We start from the raw sequence: 19,448 nt of genomic DNA on the forward strand, positions 1-19,448 counted from the left end.
ACCCATGTCTCAGCGAATCTGTCAATGCATCTCAGATCCAACATCTGCTCCCAGGTCACATGTATAGAGCCATTTTATCACATCTCCCTGCTTGAGTTCATAGCTTGAACAGCCATAATTCGGGAACCAGCCATTTACCGAGTACATCCAGCCTGAGCCATCACCACAGTCAAATTCATACAGATTGTGAATTCCTTCTATATAATAACTTCCATACATAGGCGTCCATGAATATTCAAGCTGTATACCATAATCCCTGCACACCGACTTAAGCACTTCGAATACTGTGTCCCCCTCCTCAAATGTGGCAGTCACAGTTCCCAGAATGACACCATCATCAGGTACATAGTCCTTTTTCTCCGGTCTTAGCAGTTCCAGATTGTCAAATATTGTGGAACATCCTATTGATATAGTGCAGCTGTAGGTTTTCTTCGGCGCCTCAGTTGTATTCTCTGTGGTTGCCTTTGTCGTGGCAGAAGAATCAGCAGTTGTCTTATCCGGTTTCCGCTTTTCCGTAGTCGCCGTGGTCCCCGGCTTATTCTCCGTTGTTTTTTGAGACTCCGTGGTGGTATTCTTCTTTGTAGTAGCCTCCGTCTTCTTCTCCGTGGTTGTCTCAGTATTTCGCTCCATCACATTCTCCGATGTGCTCTCAGCGGAAGTCTGATATTCTGTTTCCGATGTATCAGAATCCGAATGAGTTCCTGAGGAGGTATCGGTTACAGAACTGTCTGATTTCTTTTTCCTGTCATTCCCTGCATCAGTATTTTCCTCTGTCGCACTCTTCGTTGTCTCCGTCAGTTCCGCACCGCCTACAGCTTCAGTTGTGACTCCCTCTTCGGTCTTTTCCAGCTTGAAACCTCTGGCTCCCGGCGCATTTCCCCCGTACCAGAAAGCCCACATCAGGATCAGCAGAACAATCACAGCTCCACCTATGTGTTTCTTATATTTTTTTACAAATTCTTTGATCTTATCCATATGCCTACTTCTTTCGGATCACAACGTTTACAGTCTTGCTCCATGCTCCGTAATAATAAGTCTTTCCAACCTTCTTGAATCCCTGAACTCTGACATAATACCGCTTTCCCGCCTTGAGTCCGCTCAACGTCACATTTGTCTTCTTGTTTACCGATGCCCTGTACACCTTGACATTCTTTTTAAATGTCTTATCCGTGGAATACATCACCCTGTAACCCGAAGCACTCGCATTTTTTTTATAAGTCACAGTGCACTTTTTCTTCACCGTTGACTTTATCTTTGTTATCTTTTCCTGATTGACCCTGTATATTGTCTGGGTCGTATACGCAGCCTCCCCGCCACTTCCAACAGGCTTAACTGCATAGATATATTTCTTGCCATTTGCGACCTTCCGGTCAGTGTAGCTCAGAGATTTTGTGGTGGCCACAGTCGTCCAATTCTTTGCATTTCCAACCTTTCTGAGCACCACATATCTGTCAGCCCGTGCCGCTTTCTTCCACTTTACTGTTATGCCTGCTGCTCCATTACCCGCCGACACACTCGTCTTAGCCGGCGCAGCCATCTTTATGACAAATGTCTTGCTGGCTGAGCCCTTGAATATTCCCTTGCCGGTCACCACTACCTTTGCCGAATTGCCAATATTGACATTGTTCTGATATGAAATGGTGTAATCCACGCCATCCTTAAGCACTCTGTCACCAAGCTTCACCGTCACGCCCGGCTTCTTGGCCTTGCCGTCGTACACATACGTGCTGGTGCTGAGTTTCACATCCGCTGTCGCCACGGATCGGATATATAATGACTCTGCATCAGACATATCATACAGTGTGTTCTTTCCTTTTTTGAATCTGTCATAGGCAGCCAGAGCATATCCTGCCTGCTGCGAAGCCATTCCATTTACAACCAGTTCTCCATTCTGATTTGCCGCATGCGCAAATCCACCGGCACTTGCAACATAGAATTCCATCAAAGCATCCATCACAGAATGTCCATTTTTGACAAATGCCTCATCTGTTCCGGCATCCCTGCCTATATCAAGCAATCCACATATCACCTGCGCACAGCTCTCAGAATTCACAGTTCCCCATGAAGCAAATCCACCATCAGCCTTCTGCAGCCCCGACATTACATCAAGCGCCCTGTCAACCGCCGTCTTAACCTCTGTGTTAGACTTGTAATACGGCGCAAGTGCCTGAATTGTCATACCTGTCATATCCGGGTCAGCATTACTACCAGAAAATGCCCAACCACCACTAGAAAGCTCCCGTCCAAGGATATATTCAACAAGTCCTTCTCTTGTCGTCTGAACACCGTCACTTCCATCCGGAAGCTTCGGAATATCATAACCTGCCGTGTCAAATGCAATCAACGCAAACACCGGGCCATTGATTCCCTGTGTTGTTACATAATTCATATCGGCCAATGGCTCAAGCAGATTGTATCCACCAACATCTGTGGCATCAGCGCCAATCGCAGTTAAGGCCAGTATTACCCTGGAATTATCCGTACCCTTATACTGCTTTTTATCGAGCTTCAGAGAACCTGTCTCCTCAACACATGACTGAACATATTTCACAATATTGTCATAGTATTCTCCATACCATGCCTCATCCTCATAACCGCATCTGGCAAGAGTCATCACATTCCACTCAGCCTCATACTGTGGATCATCCGCAGTCTTCCTCAGATATACAAGAGTATTGCCAAGGGCCTGAGTGTAATCAACCATAGCCACATCTGCAGTTTCCTCTGTCGCAGTTCCTGTCACCGGATCCGTCTCGTCATTCGTCGCTGTAGATACTGCTGGATTCGTCATATCGTCTGGCACTGTGTATATCGTAGAATCTGTTACACCATCCGACTCTGCATATATCGTAGAATCCGTTACATCAGCCGCCGCATACACGTTCACAGCATTTCCTGTTGTTTCCGTGAACATAACCATTGCCATCGTGCACATCGCCATACACACAGCAAAAATTCTTCTCTTCATAATCGTGTCTCCTTTCACATTATTCCGAGTGGATATATAGCAAGCGATCTGACTTGCCAGAGTCTATGCTCTGCATACAGTAATGGCTGTTGCGACGGATTCTCACCGCACTTCTCTTCTTACTGAGCACACCTCGTTTACAACATCCTCCAGGCACCATAAGCTTCCTTATACGCACAGTCCGCAATGTGTGTGGTATGTCTCATTCGCCGGAATTCTCCGGGACTATACACCCAACATATTATATTGTCACAATTACCCCAATCTTATCAACGCCCATGTTCTATGTCAACCTGAAGCAATCAAGTCAAATAGCACAAAATTTTATCTTTTTTGAAAAAAAGCACCTAAAATAACACCAATTCCCAGAAATTGTATCTTTTAACCATTTTAAAACTCATTTAGATACAATTTTCTCCCAAACAAGCCAAAATCCACCAAAAAGAACACAATTTTAAATTTTTTCAAAATACAATTCTCAAAGCCGGCCACAACGTAAGACCCGCTTGGTAATATATATATCCGGCAATCGGTAGCGCAGACGTCTGTGCTTCGATGGTGCTTGCTGGTGCGCAGATCCGCCGACGCCCTTTTGGCGGTCGGAGCACCATGCAGATAGCACCCAATCGAAGTGCAGTAAGTCAAGCGTGATTGCGGATGTATATATTACCAAGCGGGTCGTCTGTCACAAAAGCTTCTTAAAATCCTCCAGGCAAACCGGTCTGGAGAAATGATATCCCTGATAGTAAGTGGAACCATACCTATGAAGGTAATCGAACAGTGCCTTGTCCTCGACACCTTCAATGCAGCTCTTGTATCCGAGTTGATGTGCACAGGACACAACCGCCTGTACAAGGACCTGATTAGGCTTGCTCTCCTGTATTCCCCTGACAAATGACATATCGACCTTAAGCTCATCTATCGGTAATTCCGTGAGCAGATTTAGGGTAGCATTTCCCGTTCCAAAATCATCGATAGCGATCTTTATTCCAAGTTTCCTGAAATATTCCAGCTCATTTTTCAGAAATGCTATATCCATATTCTTACATCTCTCTGTGAGCTCTATGCACAAATACTCAGGAGGGAACTTCGTCTTTTTTAATATATCCACAACAGCCTGCCTAAATCCATGATTCTCAAGCTGAGTCGCTGATATATTGACATTCACCACAAAATCAGGTCTGATCTTGCGGATCTCCATACCATCCGTGAGTGCCTGCTCTATTATCCAGTTGCCAAGTTCAAAGAAACACGGCTCCATCTCAAGCCACGGTATAAATATTCCCGGTGGAACCACTCCAAATTCCTTGTGTTTCCATCTGAGAAGAGCCTCCATACCTATTATGTGTCCCGTCTCGGAATTTGCTATAGGCTGATAGCACATGAAAAAGCCTTCCATGTTGTTTGCCACACATTTGTGTATTGTGCTGTACAGCTGCAGTCTCATTCTATCATTGTCCTTGATCTCCTCATTGAAGAATACAAGTTCACCATGATGATCCTCCTTGGATCTCTCCAGGGCATATTCCACACTGCTCTTTATCACGTCCTCATCGGCTCCTACATGGTCATATATCAGACCACCTCCGTACAATTTAAGCGGGATCGATGTGCCGCTCAGACCCACATTGTCAAGTGCAAGATTCTGTACATGTCTGTATACCTCTTTGAGTTCCTGTTTGGTATACACGTTTGAACAAATCGCAAATTTTGCACCGTCAAGTCTGAACACGAGTCCCTTTCCACCGACGACATTTTTGAGCTTTGTGGCAAAATCCTTAAGAACAGCATTGCCATATGCATATCCATACATCATATTGATACTGTTGAACATGGATATTCCTATTGCCAGAATGCTCATCGTCTGCTTGTTTCTCAAATGTATTGATATATACTTGGTATACTCATGCTGATTGTGCAGGTTAGTCACCGGATCAACCCCATCTATGACACCGTGGTTTATGACAGTGCCCACAAAGAACTCCGGATCACCATTTTCTTTTTTGGTGATGAAACCTCTGCAGGTGCAGACCACATATTCACCCTTTTTGTTTCTCATTCTATATTCTACATCATGATACTTTTTGCGCCCCGCAAATACCTCTGTAATATCCTGTTCAAATATTGCTCTGTCATCTGGATGTATAAGCTTCTCCCACACTTTCTGTGTATCATATATGTATTGCCCCGGAAGCCCAAAGTAATCCACCGCACTTGCAGACCATTTTGTAACATTCGTATCGAGATCATCCATAAATATATAATTTCTGAGTGTTGTAGCTGCAAGGGCATCAAATATCCTGTCTGTCTTTCCAAGATTCCTGTAATGCGGGACTCCATCCTTTGTAGTTCCTACAGCTATATTCGCCTCATTCTCCACGCTCTCGCGCCTCTTGACCTCAGGATGCTTCGAATAGAATCTCTTCTTATCCTCATACATCAGTCTTTCGGCTTCGTTCATTATCTTGTCTATGGAATCAGCCTCAGCCTTCCAGACTGCGCCGAACGCAACCGGAGCCTCCTCCTGCTCATCAATTACCTCTTTATATCTGGCGATCATTGAGTTAAACGACTGCTCAGCAATATCCATAATGATGACAACAAATTCATCGCCACTTATCCTGTAACATGCATTTTCGCCAAAATGCTGTGCCAACATCTGCGATACCCTCTGAAGATATAGATCTCCTTCTTTATGTCCATAATGATCATTCACATACTTCAATTTGTTCACATCGTTGAATACGAATCCGACCGACCGCTTATCATTTCGGTCTGCATACGCGTCGCACAGAATGTTAAATGCATTTCTATTGCCGAGACGAGTGAGTGTATCCTTGTAACTGTAAAATTCCAACAGCTCCTGTTTCTCTATGCTCTCAGAATACTCCTCATGTATATCCCTCGTATAAAGATAGAATACCTTATTGTCATCTCTATAGTCAGCAGTAGGTATGACCTCTGTCATCACCCATCTGTACACCATATCCATTTTACGCTTATATCTAATGGTAAATCTGTCATGTCCATTTGCAAAATATTTTATGAGGAACTCAGGAGACAGGCACTTTCTTACCCTGTCCACATCGTCAGGGAATATCTCACCACCCATAGTCATGTCTTTCATGTAATCTCCAAGGCAGTCATGCTTAACCTCATCTCTGCTTCTTATATATCCGCCTCTCAATGTCTCGCAAATATTGTGCGTCACATCAATCCTGAATATACGCCTGTATACCCTTGTCAGTGTCCTGAGACTATCCTCCAGCACCAGGGTGTCAAGGCTGACTGCCCTCATGCCGAACACAACCCATTGTCCGTCCTCTCTCGGCTCTTTCTCAGCTTCTATATCCATGGAAACCCACTCATAGTCCTCGCCAAGTCTCAATCTGAACCTGAAATTACGCACGATGGATCTGGCTCCGGCTTCTATGAGTGCTTTGACATGCTTCATATCACACATATATGCAAATTCTCTGACTTCATCAGGATGACAGCAGTCCAGTCCCTTGTTATCTTTAAAATAGGAAGATACGTCAGAGGTACTTTTATAATTATCTGCATTCTTGTCCACACTGATAACACTCACATACTCCCCAGTATCAATGTTGACCAGCGCCAGTTTCACATAATTATCATATAATATGTTCTGTATATGTTCTTTGTAGTATTGTTTATCAAGTGATACTTCTTTCAAAAGATCCCTCCTTGCAGCAGCATCCAGCCTGCCATATATTCCCACGCAACCGTTTCCATTATAGCATTTACGCCATAATATAAAAAGGATGTTTTAACTAATTACATGTCTAAATAGATAAAAATAGCTGATAAAAAAGTTACACAAACAATTTTACCAGCTATTAATAACCATCAATTAATACAATATTAAATTATTTATACACCAGACAACAGCTCTGTTTATTTGCTCTGACTTTTCTTGTAATCCTCAAGCAGCTCCTTAAACAGCTTATCATGCTCAGGATATGCCTTTCTGATGAACACAAGCTTGTTGTTGCCATCCAGCAGACAATGTGAGCTTGTGCAAAGTGTTCTAAGCTCGCCTGTCTTCTTGTCCACGATCTCATATGAAAACCCTACACGGACACCTGTATACTCCGAAAGACTGACATGTATCAGCACATCATCGCCGAAGTGGCACATACTCTTATACTCAGCCGTCACACCAAGCACAGGAATTATATATCCGTCATCCTCTATAGACTTGTAATCCCAGCCTATCTGCTTCATCCAGTCCAGCCTTGCCTCCTCGATCCATCTAATGTAATTGGAGTGGTGTACTATCTGCATCCTGTCCGTCTCATAATAATAAACCGATCTATCATATGGCTTGATCTTACTCATATCTATCATTTTTCTTCACCTGATTTCTGACTTACTTCCAGTCCTTTTCCTTGATCTCAACACGTCTTACCTTGCCGCTGATGGTCTTTGGCATCTCATCAACGAACTCGATAACTCTAGGTCTCTTGTAGCTTGCGATGTTCTCTTTAAAGTATCTCTTGAGCTCCTTCTTGAGGTTCTCATCGCCAACTGTACCCTCTGTGAGAACGATAGTGGCCTTTATTGCCTGACCTCTTGTGCTGTCAGGTACTGATGTAACTGCACACTCAAGGACATAAGGTATTCTCATGATCTCATTCTCTATCTCGAAAGGTCCTACTCTGTAGCCTGCAACCTTGATGATATCATCCACACGTCCAACGAACCAGAAATATCCATCCTCATCCTGGTAAGCCGTATCACCTGTGTGATAGAAGCCGTCATGCATAACCTCGGCTGTTCTCTGTGGATCCCTGTAGTACTCCATGAACAGTCCGTCCGGCGCACCGTCTGCGATGTTGATGACGATCTCACCTGTCTCACCAGGTGCAGCAAATGTTCCGTCTGCCTTCATGATCCTCACGTCATACATTGGGCTTGCCTTACCCATTGATCCCGGTCTTGGAGTAGTATTCTCAAGGTTACCAATGGTAAGAGTCGTCTCTGTCTGACCAAATCCTTCATATATAGTGAATCCTGTCTTCTCCTTGAATACGTCAAATACCTCAGGGTTAAGTGCCTCACCCGCTGTTGTACAGTATCTGAGGGATGAGAGGTTGTACTTACTCATATCCATACGGATAAGGATTCTGTACAGTGTTGGAGGTGCACAGAATGTTGAGATATTGTACTTCTCTATAAGCTTGAATATAGTGTCCGCACTGAATGTATCAAAGTCAAATACGAATACGCATGCCTCGCACAGCCACTGTCCGTAGAGCTTGCCCCAGAGAGCCTTACCCCAGCCTGTATCTGAAACTGTGAGATGAACCTCACCAGGTTTGTTGCAGTGCCAGTATTTTGCTGTGATGTAATGTCCAAGTGGATACAGATGATTGTGTGCAACCATCTTTGGATGCTCTGTTGTTCCCGATGTGAACATGACGAACAGTATATCATCCTTTCCTCCTACAGCATCCTCGCCTGTAGGTCTTGGAAACTCGGTGCTGCACTCCATGATTCCCTCATCGAAGAAGTTCCAGCCTTCTACTGGATGATTTACAACGATCTTTGTCAGCTTGTCATCAGCAAATGTATCTATGGACGCCGTGATTCCGTCATCTGATGTACACACAACCGCTGATACGCCTGCTGCCTCAATTCTATACTGATAATCTGTTGCCTTTAATATATTTGTCGCCGGTATAGCTATGGCACCGATCTTGTGGAGAGCCATCATGGTGAACCAATACTGATAATGTCTCTTTAACACGAGCATTACCTTGTCACCCTTCCTGATGCCCAGGCTCTTGAAGTAATTGGCTGCCCTGTTGGAATAATCCTTGATATCCTGGAATGTGAATTTCTTCTCGATCGTTCTATCCTTTGATACATAGATGAGCGCTGTCTGATCAGGCTTTCTCTCTGCCAGAGCATCCATTACGTCGTATGCGAAGTTGAAATTCTCGCTGTTGGTGAACTCAATCTTGCTGAGAACTCCATTCTCATCAAGAGCTGACCTCACAAACTTTCCTGCTATTCCCTGCTCTGGTCTCATTTCTGTTGACATGTTAATTTCCTCCATAAACTATAAGTTCTGATAATATATATGGTAAAACGGCTTTTCCGCCTTTTAACGCCGGCGATACATGCCGTTTTTTATCACATTATGTATTAACTTAGTATAAAAAGTCTTCTAAGTTCGTATTTCTATCTAGCAATCAAAATAAACATTACTTTAATGTGCGTTTTCAATTAACTTTACATGTAGTTTCAATTACTACATCCATATATTATCATATCTCTTTGTCATGTCAACAGAAAAATAAAAGTTTTAATTTATTTTCACATATTGGTATTACATTTTGACTGCACAGTTTTTTCCCTCAATCCATAAAAATAAGGCGTGCAGCAATGAATCCCCCCGGATAAGTCCAGTTTCATCTCCATCGCTGCACGTCTTAATTTTCTTATTATTTCATTATATATCACAGTCTCTACTGATCCTGTACCTGCTTGGAATCCTGTGTCTGCTGCCGGCTGTCCCACTGAAGCTTCTTCTTACGCATCTGTGACTTGTATACAAGTATCGCCGTAACCACCGATACGCACACAAATATAAGCACACATATCACAAATATCAAAACTGTTGTCATGTCTTTGTCCTCCATGCACTAATCTCTCACCATATCAATCTTGTCTGCTCCCTGCTTCTCAAGATTCTCTGTGATGTTGATATCTGTAGAATTATCAAGGGCTGCCTTTCTGTCACGCATCGCCATGTTCGGATCCCTGTGTCTTGAAGGGCCGCCCACGCAGCCACCTTCACACGCCATACCTTCCATGAAGTCATCCTGGAATCTGTTGAACTTCATGAGAGTCAGTGCCTTCTTACATGCATCTATTCCATCGCATTTGCACACCTTAACCTCGTCCTCGCAGCCGAGCTCCTTCATGCTCTCTATGACTGCCGCTGTGACTCCGCCTGCATTTGCAAATTTCTTGCCGAACAGTGTGGACTGGTCGTTATCTTCAGCCTCTGGCTCAAGCTTGACATCCTTTGCTCTCAGCATGGCTCTGATCTCTCCGTATGTCAGCGCATAGTCCGCAGATTCCTTCTCTCCGGCTGCGCTCTCCGCCTTCTTGCCGATACAAGGGCCTATGAATACTGTCACGGCATCCTCATAATTCTCCTTGATGTATCTCGATACTGCACACATAGGTGATACGGTCTCAGATACCCTGTCTGCCAGCTCAGGGAAATGCTTCTCCACCAGAAGCTTGAATGCAGGACAGCATGAGGTTGTCTTCTTCCTGCCCTCTGCCTTGGCCTCCATCCATTCCTTTGCCTCTGCCATGGCTGTCATGTCGGCACCAAGTCCCACATCCACCGCATCGTAGAAGCCTATCTTCTTCATGGCTGTTCTCCAGCTCGCCATGGTGATATCCGCACCGAACTGTCCGTATGTGGCAGGTGCGAACATGGCAAATACCTTCTTGCCGGCTCTCATGTCATTTATTATATCTACTATATAAGACTTTGATCCGATCGCACCAAATGGGCACTTGTGGATACATGAACCACAGTCTATACATTTGTCCTTGTCTATGACCGCAATACCGGTTCCATTCTCAGCCACAGATATGGCACCAACCGGGCAGCTCTTGATACATGGACGCATCAGATCTGCAATGGCATTGTACGGACATGCCTTGGCACACTGTCCACACTCCTTACACTTTGATGGGTCGATGTAGGACTTGTCGCGTCCCATGCTGATGGCACCGAAACGGCACGCCTGCTGGCACGCTCTTCCCATGCACTTCTGGCAGTTATCAGTTACTACGTAACGTGAGATCGGACAACCCTCACAGGCAGAATTGATGATCTGGACTACATTCCCATCATCCTCTGTTCCAGGGGCTTTGCCCTCGGCAAGTCTGATCCTCTGTCTGATAACCTCCCTCTCTCTGTATATACAACATCTGAAAAATGGCTGTGGACCGGGAACCATCTTATATGGAAGATTGTCCCTCTCATCATCCAGCCTGCCTTCATACGCAAGCTTTGCCACCTCATAAAGCACCTCGTGCTTTACCTTTAATAATGTAGCGTCATTTGTAATCATATGTTAACCTCTACTCATATTATATTGATCTTTGCCCCTGTATACCTAATATGTATACCTCTTAGATCCAGTTATAATCTCCGCCCGTTATAGCCAGGCTGAGCAATGCATCCATCTTCTCTACCTCTTCTGCGCCCTCTACGATACGCATGAGTTTTGCAGTTTTCTCCTCAGCTTCCATCACACTACCTCCATTTATAACATAATTTTCGTTCAATAACAATCTATGCAATTGACCAAAACCATTTATTTTCATTTGAGGGCAGTTATGCTATAATAAAAAACACTTTTAAATATAGTAATCAATCTTTTATATAAGGAAGGCGAAATACAAATGTACAAGATCAATTTTTCAAAGCCAATCAACGTCCATTTCATGGGAATAGGCGGAATAAGCATGAGCGGTCTCGCAGAGATACTTCTGAAGGCCGGATTCAAGGTTACCGGATCAGATATGAAAGCATCCGAAATCACCGATCAGCTTGCCGACATGGGAGCGCTTATCAACATCGGTCAGTGTGCATCTAACATAACAGACAACATAGATCTGGTCGTATACACAGCAGCCATACATCCTGACAATGAAGAGTTCAAGGCCGCAGTGGAGAAGAACATTCCTATGCTCACCAGAGCCCAGCTTCTCGGCCAGATCATGGAGAATTACAAATATTCCATAGCCGTCAGTGGAACCCACGGCAAGACAACAACGACTTCCATGCTGTCCTACATCCTCATAGATGCAGACACTGATCCTACCATATCAGTCGGAGGAATCCTCGACAGCATCGGCGGCAATATCCGTGTAGGCAAATCTGAATACTTTGTAACAGAGGCATGTGAGTACACCAACAGCTATCACGCATTTAAGCCTTTTATCAGTATCATACTGAACGTGGATGCCGACCACCTTGACTTCTTCAAGGATATAGATGAGATCGCTGAGTCATTCCATGTATTTGCCACCAAGACTCCAAAGGAGGGCCTGGTCATCGTGAACGGCGATATGAAGTATTATGATACCGTTGTCAGAGACCTCGAGTGCCGCGTGGTAACATTTGGAAAGGGCGCACAGAACAAATATTCAGCACACAATATACGATTTGATGACTTCGGCCATCCAACCTATACACTGGTTGTGGACGGCAAAGAGATCACTGACATAACACTCAAGGTATTCGGTGAGCACAACGTATACAACTCACTGTCAGCCATAGCGGCATCCCTTGAACTTGGAATCTCCATAGATGTCATCAAACAGGGACTGTCAGAGTGTGTCGGTGCCGAGAGACGTTTTGAGTACAAAGGAACCATCCTCGACAACGTGAGAGTCATGGATGACTACGCTCACCATCCAACTGAGATAGCAGCCACACTGAAGGCAGCAAAGAACACAAGCTACAACGAACTGTGGTGCGTATTCCAGCCACACACTTACTCAAGAACCTACGCTCTGTTCGATGAGTTTGTAGACGCACTCAAGGTATGTGACCACGTCATCGTGGCAGATATTTATGCAGCCCGAGAGAAGGATACCGGACTTGTCTCAGCAAAGCAACTCGCCGAGAAGATCGCCGAGACGGGTACTGATGCGTTCTATCTTCCATCTTTCGACGATATAGAAAATTATCTCTTAAAAAATTGCAAAAAAAATGATTTGTTGATAACTATGGGCGCCGGAAACGTCTATTCTATCGGAAATGACCTGATAAAAAATTAGTTATCCACATTATCCACACAGCTCTGTGGGAAAGTTTTCCCCACAGAGCTTATATTTTTTTGTTGACATAATTTTTACAGAAATATTACAAAGCCCTGTTAAACTATGACTTTTGTATTTTTATGTCACTTTTTCGTCCACATTATCCACATTATCCACATCCCCACCATTTTTCCCAACCGACTATATGTTCTGTTTGCATTCCAAAAAGTTCATGTTATAATGCATTTGCGCTAAGGGAAATGCGCTATTTCAGGAGTATGATCAAGGAGTTTTTTGACATGAGCTACATTACTATTACAACAGAAAAAAACGAAACATATTCCTCTATATCAAACTTTTTTATAGACTATTACATGACCTCCGCCAGCGGAGAATTTGTTAAGGTATATCTGTATCTGGTCAGACTTATGTCTTCCAGTAAACCCGTGTCTGTCGCCAACATAGCAGATCATTTTAATCTCACAGAGAAGGATATTTGCAGAGCCATAAAATACTGGATAAGCCAGGATGTTATGAAGCTCAACTACAACAAGAAGAAGGAGCTTACAGGAATAACTCTTCTCCCTCTTCACGACAAGGGCAGCTCCTCCGACAGCGGAGTTGACGACCTCTCTATTCTCGGCGTGGATTATTCCACCGGAGATGACGATAACAACAGCGAGATCACGGCGACGATCGCAGACGAAGACAAGGCCGAGGTGCCGGAGCGCACTCTGCCTGACAAGATAACAGTTACACCAGAATTTCTTAGGAAGAAACAGGAGGACGAGGTTCTCTCTGATATTATGTTTGAGACAGAGGCATATTTTGGCAGACCGCTTTCCATGCCTGAATCAGAAAGTCTCATATACATATACGACCAGCTTGGCTTCTCCCAGGAGCTCATCGAATATCTGATCGAATACTGTCTGACCATGGGCAAGGCAAGCTTCAGATATGCGGAGACCGTAGCCATAGCATGGTATGAAAAAGGAATCGACACGGTCGACAAGGCCAAGGCAGACAGCTCCGCCTACAACCCATTTTACAGAAAGGTCTTCTCTGCACTCGGAATACGCAGAAGCAATCCTACCAGCATAGAGACCGCATACATTGACGCGTGGACAGGTGAGATGAATTTCTCAGAGGATCTTATCCTTCTGGCATGTGAGAAGGCCATAATCTCCAAGCCACAGTCCGCCAACTTCGCATATGTCAATGGAATTCTTGAAAACTGGCATAAGAATGGTGTACAATCCATTAGGGATGTCGAACTGCTCGATCAGGAGTTCCTCAAGAAGAAATCAGCGGCCACAGCGCAGCCTGCAGCCACCAGGAATCCGAATGGATTTGCGAACTTCAAGCAGACAGACATGTCCAACCAGTTGGACAAGCTGGAACAGATGCTTGCAGATGAACTCAATCTTGACAAGAGGTAATATATACATATTATGGGCAATATAAATTATGATGATATTTTGTCCCGACTGAGCAGGATCAGACAGGACAATCTTCGCAGACAGGACAACAGAAAAGCTGAGGTATATGCCAGGATCCCTCGTATAAAGGAGATCGACGATGCCATCGCCCACAGTGCCGTCCAGGCATCAAGGGCAAGGATACTGCATCAGGAAGTGGATGAAGAAGCACTCTCCATGAAGAACCACGCTCTCCGCGATGAGAAGCATCAGCTCATGGCACAGACCGGATACCCTGACGATTATCTGGCACCGATATACAACTGCCCCGCATGCAGAGACAGCGGATATGTAGATGGTAAGCCATGTTCATGTCTGAAACACATGGTCATCAGCCAGTTGTACCAGCAGTCCACCATAGAGAAGGTGCTGGAGACGGAGAATTTTGCCAGCTTCAATCCTGATTTCTACAGAGATGAACACATTGCTGGCTACAATTACACTCCTTACCAGAATGCACAGAGCATATTGTCTGCATCAAGACAGTTCACAGAGAATTTTCAGGACAGCAGACCGGGCATTCTTATATATGGAGAGACCGGAACAGGCAAGACCTTCCTGACAAATTGTATCGCTAAGGAACTTTTAGACAAAGGTTATACAGTTTTATACTTGTCGGCGATAAATTTATTTGATAATATCTTACAGGACATTATAATAAAGGGTGGTCATGAACCGCATCAGAAGATGCTGTATGACTACATATATAACTGCGATTTTCTTATAATTGACGATCTGGGCACAGAGTACACCAACTCATTTGTCCTGTCTCAGTTATTTGAGATTATAAATACGAGAACTATCAAGAGACAGTCTACTCTCATTTCTACCAATCTTGATCTGCAGGAATTCAAGAACAGGTATACAGAGCGTATCATGTCACGAATAGTTGATAGCTATCTCATCTTCAATCTCTACGGAGATAACATCCGCTATGTAAAAAGAATGAAAAGCATAGCCAGGAACAAAAGGTAGACAACGAAAGCAAATTAGGAGGATTTTTATTATGCCAGACGATAGCAAGTTGGAAACAATACCTGTAGGAAGCTTAGGAATCATTGCTCATAAGAGCATTGTACCTCTCGGAGAGAAGGTCGATTCTTATATCGTAAAATGGAGAAAGAACCGTCAGAACGAGAACAAGTCAAGCATCGTATTCCACGGTTACGAGAAGGACTCTTACCTTATCAAGGCAGACTGCCCTAGATTTGGTTCAGGTGAGGCAAAGGGTATTGTCAACGAGTCAGTCCGCGGTAAAGACATATATATCATGCTTGATGTAGGAAACTATAGCTGCACATACACCATGGGTGGCCAGACTCAGAGAATGTCTCCTGACGATCACTATGCTGATCTGAAGAGAATCATCTCTGCCATGACAGACAAGCCTAGAAAGATCACTGTCATCATGCCTTTCCTGTATGAGAGCCGTCAGCACAAGAGATCAGGACGCGAGTCCCTCGACTGTGCAGTTATGCTCCAGGAGCTTCAGCAGTATGGTGTAGACAACATCGTTACATTTGACGCTCACGACCCACGTGTTGTAAATGCTATTCCAAAGAGCGGTTTCGAGAACGTAAAGCCTACTTACCAGTTTGTAAAGGCACTTCTTAGATCAACTCCTGATCTTGAGATAGATAACGACCACATGATGGTTATATCACCTGACGAGGGTGCTATGCACAGAGCTATCTACTTCGCTAACCTTCTCGGTGTAGATGTAGGTATGTTCTACAAGAGAAGAGATTACTCAAGAGTTGTGGACGGACGTAATCCTATCGTTGCCCATGAGTTTCTCGGTGATTCAGTTGAAGGCAAGGATGTTATCATCATCGACGACATGATCGCATCAGGCGAGAGTATGATAGATGTTGCCAAGCAACTCAAGGCAAGAAAGGCTAAGAGAGTATTTGCACTTGCTACATTTGGTCTCTTCACCAAGGGTCTTGAGGTATTTGACAAGTGTCACGAGGAAGGTCTCATTGAGAAGGTCATCACAACCAACCTCACTTATCAGCTTCCTGAGCTTGCAGACCGCGACTGGTATGTATCAGCCGACATGAGCAAGTACATTGCACTCATTATCGATCACCTCAACCACGATGCATCTCTCAGCGATCTTCTTGATCCATCAGAGAGAATCAGTGCGAGAATTGCTGAGTACAAGGAGAAGCACACTATCTCAGATAACTACGAGAATTACTAATATACAATTATAGACTTACAAAAAAGACCTACGTAAGCTCACCTGATACATACCATGTATCGCAAGCTTCCGCAGGTCTTTTAATTATTTATTATTAGAAACTTTCTACAATGTCACCACATTGCATGCTATATGCATATCCTCAAGTCTGTTAACCAGATCCTTATCGGATGTAAGCAATATCGTCTGCTCCGTGTTCACCATACTCATCGCCTTGAGCACTCCCGTGAGCTGACTCTCATCGGTTACATCTATCACATCGTCCAGCACAAGTGGCATTTTCTCGTTGTTAAGTATCTCTGCAACAGCCAGCCGCACAGCCAGATACACCTGCCGAACGACCTCATGTCCCAGGAACTCCGCCCGGAAGAAATGGTCATCCTTTTTCACTGCAACATGCATCTCATCATCGAGCTTTGCCTCCTGATACTGTCCACCGGAGAGTGCGCTAAGAATATCCGATACTCTGCCGTCCATACCGGCAAACAGTCCTGAGAACTCCTCCGATATGTCCATTATGGTATTGATAGCCTTATCTATGGCCTTCTTCTCAGTCTCAAGCACATCATAATCGGCAAATATGGCGTCTCTCTTCTCCTTGAGTTCATAGTAGGCATCCCTCTTCTCTATGGCATCATGCTCCTGGAACTTGAACATATCAAGCTTCCTGTCATGCTCCTCCTGAAAAGCTCTGTCTATCTCAACGCGAACCGTCCTCGACTCAGTTGCTCTTCCCATCTCATATATGGTTCTCCTGAACTCCTCCTCAGACGGAAGCTTATCACTGTCAAATGCGCCTTTCCTGAACAATCCATCTATGATGGTTATAGCAACAAACGCAATCGTACATATCGTGAATAGCTGCTGTATGGACTTCTGAAAACCAACAAGGTGAACCACTAGCATGACCACCGCAACAACCAGTATTCCTGTTGCCATTATGACAAATATATTGTCCGTCAGCTTCTTGTCCTTCTTCTCCTGCTTCTTTTTCTCCTTCAGCTCATCCTCATCATCTATAGCTTCAACCTCGAGGAATATTCTGCTTCGCTCCCTGTCCTCATCCTCGTCAGGGATCCCAGCATCCTTTTCATTCACGAGCTGCCTTGCCTCTCTCTTCAAACGTGCGATCTCCATATTATAAGCATCAAGCTCCTCACGTCTGGCAGTTCGGATGTCTTCAAGCTCCTTATCAACTTCACCCAGCTCATCCATCTGGGCTTCCAGCTCTTCTATCTGAACCAGATACTTCTGATTGTCATATTTCTTCTTTTCGTTCTCAAGATACGCCACTGCGTCTGCTCTGTTTATTCCGCTGCAGCCCGTCTCCTTCATATTCTGAAGATACTTCTCGAGTCTGTCACACAAAGCTTTGTCATCTCCGCCCATCTCCTCCGGCGGATCAACACACATTGCATCCACAAATGTGCTCTTGTCCATATCAAACAGGACACCTCTGTAGGAATTCTTAGACACAAGTCTCTCATCCTTACCACTCTCTATATCAGTGAGCGTTGCACCGTCCGTGGACATGTTGAAATTTCTCTCCATAAGATGACTCTTTCCGGCATTTGTCACCTGTGCCTTTCCGGCATATCCATTTCCACCGGATGGCTTTCTTAATGCAAAATTGTCTCCCCGGGTTCCAAGACCCTTGGTTTTATTCATACCATACAGTATACCGGACACAAAATCCCTGATCGTACTCTTGCCGGCTCCGGGCTCTCCATAGAGCACATTCAAGCCTTTGTCCAGCTTTATTTCTTTGTTATTGAATTTTCCAAATTCTTTCAAAAAAAGTTTATTTATATACATTACTTTTCTCCAGTTGCTATGATCGCCTCAAGACCATATTCAAGTGCCTTTTTGCTGACCTCGTCATCCTCACCGGACAACTCAGCGATAAATCTTCCAAGTACATTGTGCTCATTGTCCCTCTTGAGACCATCAGCATTGTACTCGAACATCGTATTATCCACAACCTCATATATCTTGTAATCCTGAGACACATCATCAAACTGAGGTCTCACTCCGCGCCCCTTCTGACCCTTCAGGATAACCCGATATATGTTCTGCGTTCCCATCTTATCGATCTGTTTCAGAACAGCATGCTCGATCTGTCTGTCAGTATATTCCGGCTTTATCTCAAGTCCAAGGTTGATGTAATTCCTGCAGGCAACAGGCTCCCACTTTATCCTTGTCTCTCCGTTTATTATCTGTCCATAAATAAAGCCATGCTTTCCTGTGTCAGAAGGTGACAAAGGCTCCGGCGATCCCGGATATGCCATACGGTTCTTCACCATGTGCTTCGGCTTTCTCAGGTGTCCGAGTGCCACATAGTCAAATCCTGTGTCAGCCAGCTTTCGGAAATTAAATGGACTGTGGCTGGCATCTCCTCCATGCATGAGAAGTATATTGACAGCGCCTTCCGTCTGGGCATCTATCCCCTCTGAGAAATCCTCCGTGTATTCCGCCTGTCCATAGCTGAAACCGGTCACACAGGTATTTATATCTTCAAAATACGCATTGCTGAACTCCCCAGCCGGAAGAAGCACTGTGTTCGATGTGAACTCATAATTCTCCGATGGAGATCCACTTTCAATGTAATCACTACTACCCGCAATGATCACCGTTCTTGTATTTGTAAGTTTTGCAAGTCTGGCATCAAGCTTTGCAAGATCCGCTGCCTTCGGCGCACTGTGATACAGATTGCCGGCAATGAGGAGCAGATCTACCTTTCTCTCCTCCGCAATATCCAGGATCCTGTCAAATGTCTCTTCTATCTCTTTCGCACGGACATCGCTCCAAGGCTTTCCCTTGTCAGGAATCATCCCCAAATGCACATCCGAAACATGAATAAATCTCATATCCTAACCTCTAATCTATAGTTAAACTGCCATTTTCTAATAGCCCACACTTAGTCCACTATTATATAATCATCAAAAGTTTAACCCAAATCAGAGAAAAA

At 44.4% G+C, this 19,448-nt stretch carries 13 protein-coding genes; 4 read left to right on the top strand and 9 right to left on the bottom strand.

The features are described from left to right. Positions 1–21 precede the first annotated feature (21 nt). The 7 genes from AB5150_RS03770 to AB5150_RS03800 all read right to left on the bottom strand — a co-directional run bounded on the left by AB5150_RS03770 (position 22) and on the right by AB5150_RS03800 (position 11,097). A complete protein-coding gene (locus AB5150_RS03770; protein ID WP_368291213.1) occupies positions 22–975 on the bottom strand; it encodes a DUF4430 domain-containing protein in 954 nt (317 codons plus the stop codon). Between the two features lie 4 nt (positions 976–979). Beyond that, positions 980–2,968, bottom strand: a complete 1,989-nt coding sequence (locus AB5150_RS03775; protein ID WP_368291215.1) for a hypothetical protein — start codon at positions 2,966–2,968, stop codon at positions 980–982. Between the two features lie 685 nt (positions 2,969–3,653). Next, positions 3,654–6,665 (bottom strand): EAL domain-containing protein, encoded by a 3,012-nt coding sequence (locus AB5150_RS03780; RefSeq protein WP_368291216.1) that lies wholly within the window; start codon positions 6,663–6,665, stop codon positions 3,654–3,656. 221 nt (positions 6,666–6,886) lie between these two features. After that, entirely contained in the window at positions 6,887–7,339 is a 453-nt protein-coding gene (locus AB5150_RS03785) for a thioesterase family protein (protein ID WP_055222247.1), read from the bottom strand. A gap of 22 nt (positions 7,340–7,361) precedes the next feature. Further along, a complete protein-coding gene (locus AB5150_RS03790) occupies positions 7,362–9,038 on the bottom strand; it encodes an AMP-binding protein (protein ID WP_015534572.1) in 1,677 nt (558 codons plus the stop codon). Positions 9,039–9,465: 427 nt separating this feature from the next. Further along, complete coding sequence (locus tag AB5150_RS03795) at positions 9,466–9,624, bottom strand: hypothetical protein (RefSeq protein WP_165852775.1); 159 nt, start codon at positions 9,622–9,624, stop codon at positions 9,466–9,468. Between the two features lie 18 nt (positions 9,625–9,642). After that, positions 9,643–11,097: a 4Fe-4S dicluster domain-containing protein gene (locus tag AB5150_RS03800; RefSeq protein ID WP_015534570.1), complete on the bottom strand. Its 1,455-nt coding sequence runs from the start codon at positions 11,095–11,097 to the stop codon at positions 9,643–9,645. A gap of 334 nt (positions 11,098–11,431) precedes the next feature. Here AB5150_RS03800 and murC point away from each other — a divergent pair, with 334 nt between their 5' ends. The 4 genes from murC (at position 11,432) to AB5150_RS03820 (ending at position 16,480) form a co-directional block, all read left to right on the top strand. After that, positions 11,432–12,814 (top strand): UDP-N-acetylmuramate--L-alanine ligase, encoded by a 1,383-nt coding sequence (gene murC / locus AB5150_RS03805; RefSeq protein WP_015534568.1) that lies wholly within the window; start codon positions 11,432–11,434, stop codon positions 12,812–12,814. Positions 12,815–13,095: 281 nt separating this feature from the next. After that, positions 13,096–14,235: a DnaD domain protein gene (locus AB5150_RS03810; protein ID WP_055222474.1), complete on the top strand. Its 1,140-nt coding sequence runs from the start codon at positions 13,096–13,098 to the stop codon at positions 14,233–14,235. A gap of 12 nt (positions 14,236–14,247) precedes the next feature. Next, positions 14,248–15,249 (top strand): ATP-binding protein, encoded by a 1,002-nt coding sequence (locus AB5150_RS03815; RefSeq protein WP_015534566.1) that lies wholly within the window; start codon positions 14,248–14,250, stop codon positions 15,247–15,249. Positions 15,250–15,280: 31 nt separating this feature from the next. Continuing rightward, complete coding sequence (locus tag AB5150_RS03820; protein WP_015534565.1) at positions 15,281–16,480, top strand: ribose-phosphate pyrophosphokinase; 1,200 nt, start codon at positions 15,281–15,283, stop codon at positions 16,478–16,480. Between the two features lie 105 nt (positions 16,481–16,585). Here AB5150_RS03820 and AB5150_RS03825 read toward each other — a convergent pair whose 3' ends face one another. Together AB5150_RS03825 and AB5150_RS03830 are read right to left on the bottom strand one after the other, a co-directional pair. Next, on the bottom strand, positions 16,586–18,295 hold the full coding sequence (locus tag AB5150_RS03825) for an ATP-binding protein (RefSeq protein ID WP_368291218.1): 1,710 nt from the start codon (positions 18,293–18,295) through the stop codon (positions 16,586–16,588). After that, complete coding sequence (locus AB5150_RS03830) at positions 18,295–19,347, bottom strand: DNA repair exonuclease (protein WP_022217036.1); 1,053 nt, start codon at positions 19,345–19,347, stop codon at positions 18,295–18,297. The genes AB5150_RS03825 and AB5150_RS03830 overlap by 1 nt, the downstream gene beginning before the upstream one ends. Positions 19,348–19,448: the final 101 nt, after the last annotated feature.

The sequence above is a fragment of the Coprococcus sp. RTP21281st1_F1_RTP21281_210402 genome (assembly GCF_040915325.1).
Classification (GTDB): domain Bacteria; phylum Bacillota; class Clostridia; order Lachnospirales; family Lachnospiraceae; genus Coprococcus; species Coprococcus aceti.

What these genes read in the sequence shown, in the direction of transcription:
- AB5150_RS03770 (WP_368291213.1), bottom strand. Translation starts at nt 975, where the DNA reads ATGGATAAGATCAAAGAATTTGTAAAAAAATATAAGAAACACATAGGT.
- AB5150_RS03775 (WP_368291215.1), bottom strand. Translation starts at nt 2,968, where the DNA reads ATGAAGAGAAGAATTTTTGCTGTGTGTATGGCGATGTGCACGATGGCA.
- AB5150_RS03785 (WP_055222247.1), bottom strand. Translation starts at nt 7,339, where the DNA reads ATGATAGATATGAGTAAGATCAAGCCATATGATAGATCGGTTTATTAT.
- AB5150_RS03790 (WP_015534572.1), bottom strand. Translation starts at nt 9,038, where the DNA reads ATGTCAACAGAAATGAGACCAGAGCAGGGAATAGCAGGAAAGTTTGTG.
- AB5150_RS03795 (WP_165852775.1), bottom strand. Translation starts at nt 9,624, where the DNA reads ATGACAACAGTTTTGATATTTGTGATATGTGTGCTTATATTTGTGTGC.
- AB5150_RS03800 (WP_015534570.1), bottom strand. Translation starts at nt 11,097, where the DNA reads ATGATTACAAATGACGCTACATTATTAAAGGTAAAGCACGAGGTGCTT.
- murC (WP_015534568.1), top strand. Translation starts at nt 11,432, where the DNA reads ATGTACAAGATCAATTTTTCAAAGCCAATCAACGTCCATTTCATGGGA.
- AB5150_RS03810 (WP_055222474.1), top strand. Translation starts at nt 13,096, where the DNA reads ATGAGCTACATTACTATTACAACAGAAAAAAACGAAACATATTCCTCT.
- AB5150_RS03815 (WP_015534566.1), top strand. Translation starts at nt 14,248, where the DNA reads ATGGGCAATATAAATTATGATGATATTTTGTCCCGACTGAGCAGGATC.
- AB5150_RS03820 (WP_015534565.1), top strand. Translation starts at nt 15,281, where the DNA reads ATGCCAGACGATAGCAAGTTGGAAACAATACCTGTAGGAAGCTTAGGA.
- AB5150_RS03825 (WP_368291218.1), bottom strand. Translation starts at nt 18,295, where the DNA reads ATGTATATAAATAAACTTTTTTTGAAAGAATTTGGAAAATTCAATAAC.
- AB5150_RS03830 (WP_022217036.1), bottom strand. Translation starts at nt 19,347, where the DNA reads ATGAGATTTATTCATGTTTCGGATGTGCATTTGGGGATGATTCCTGAC.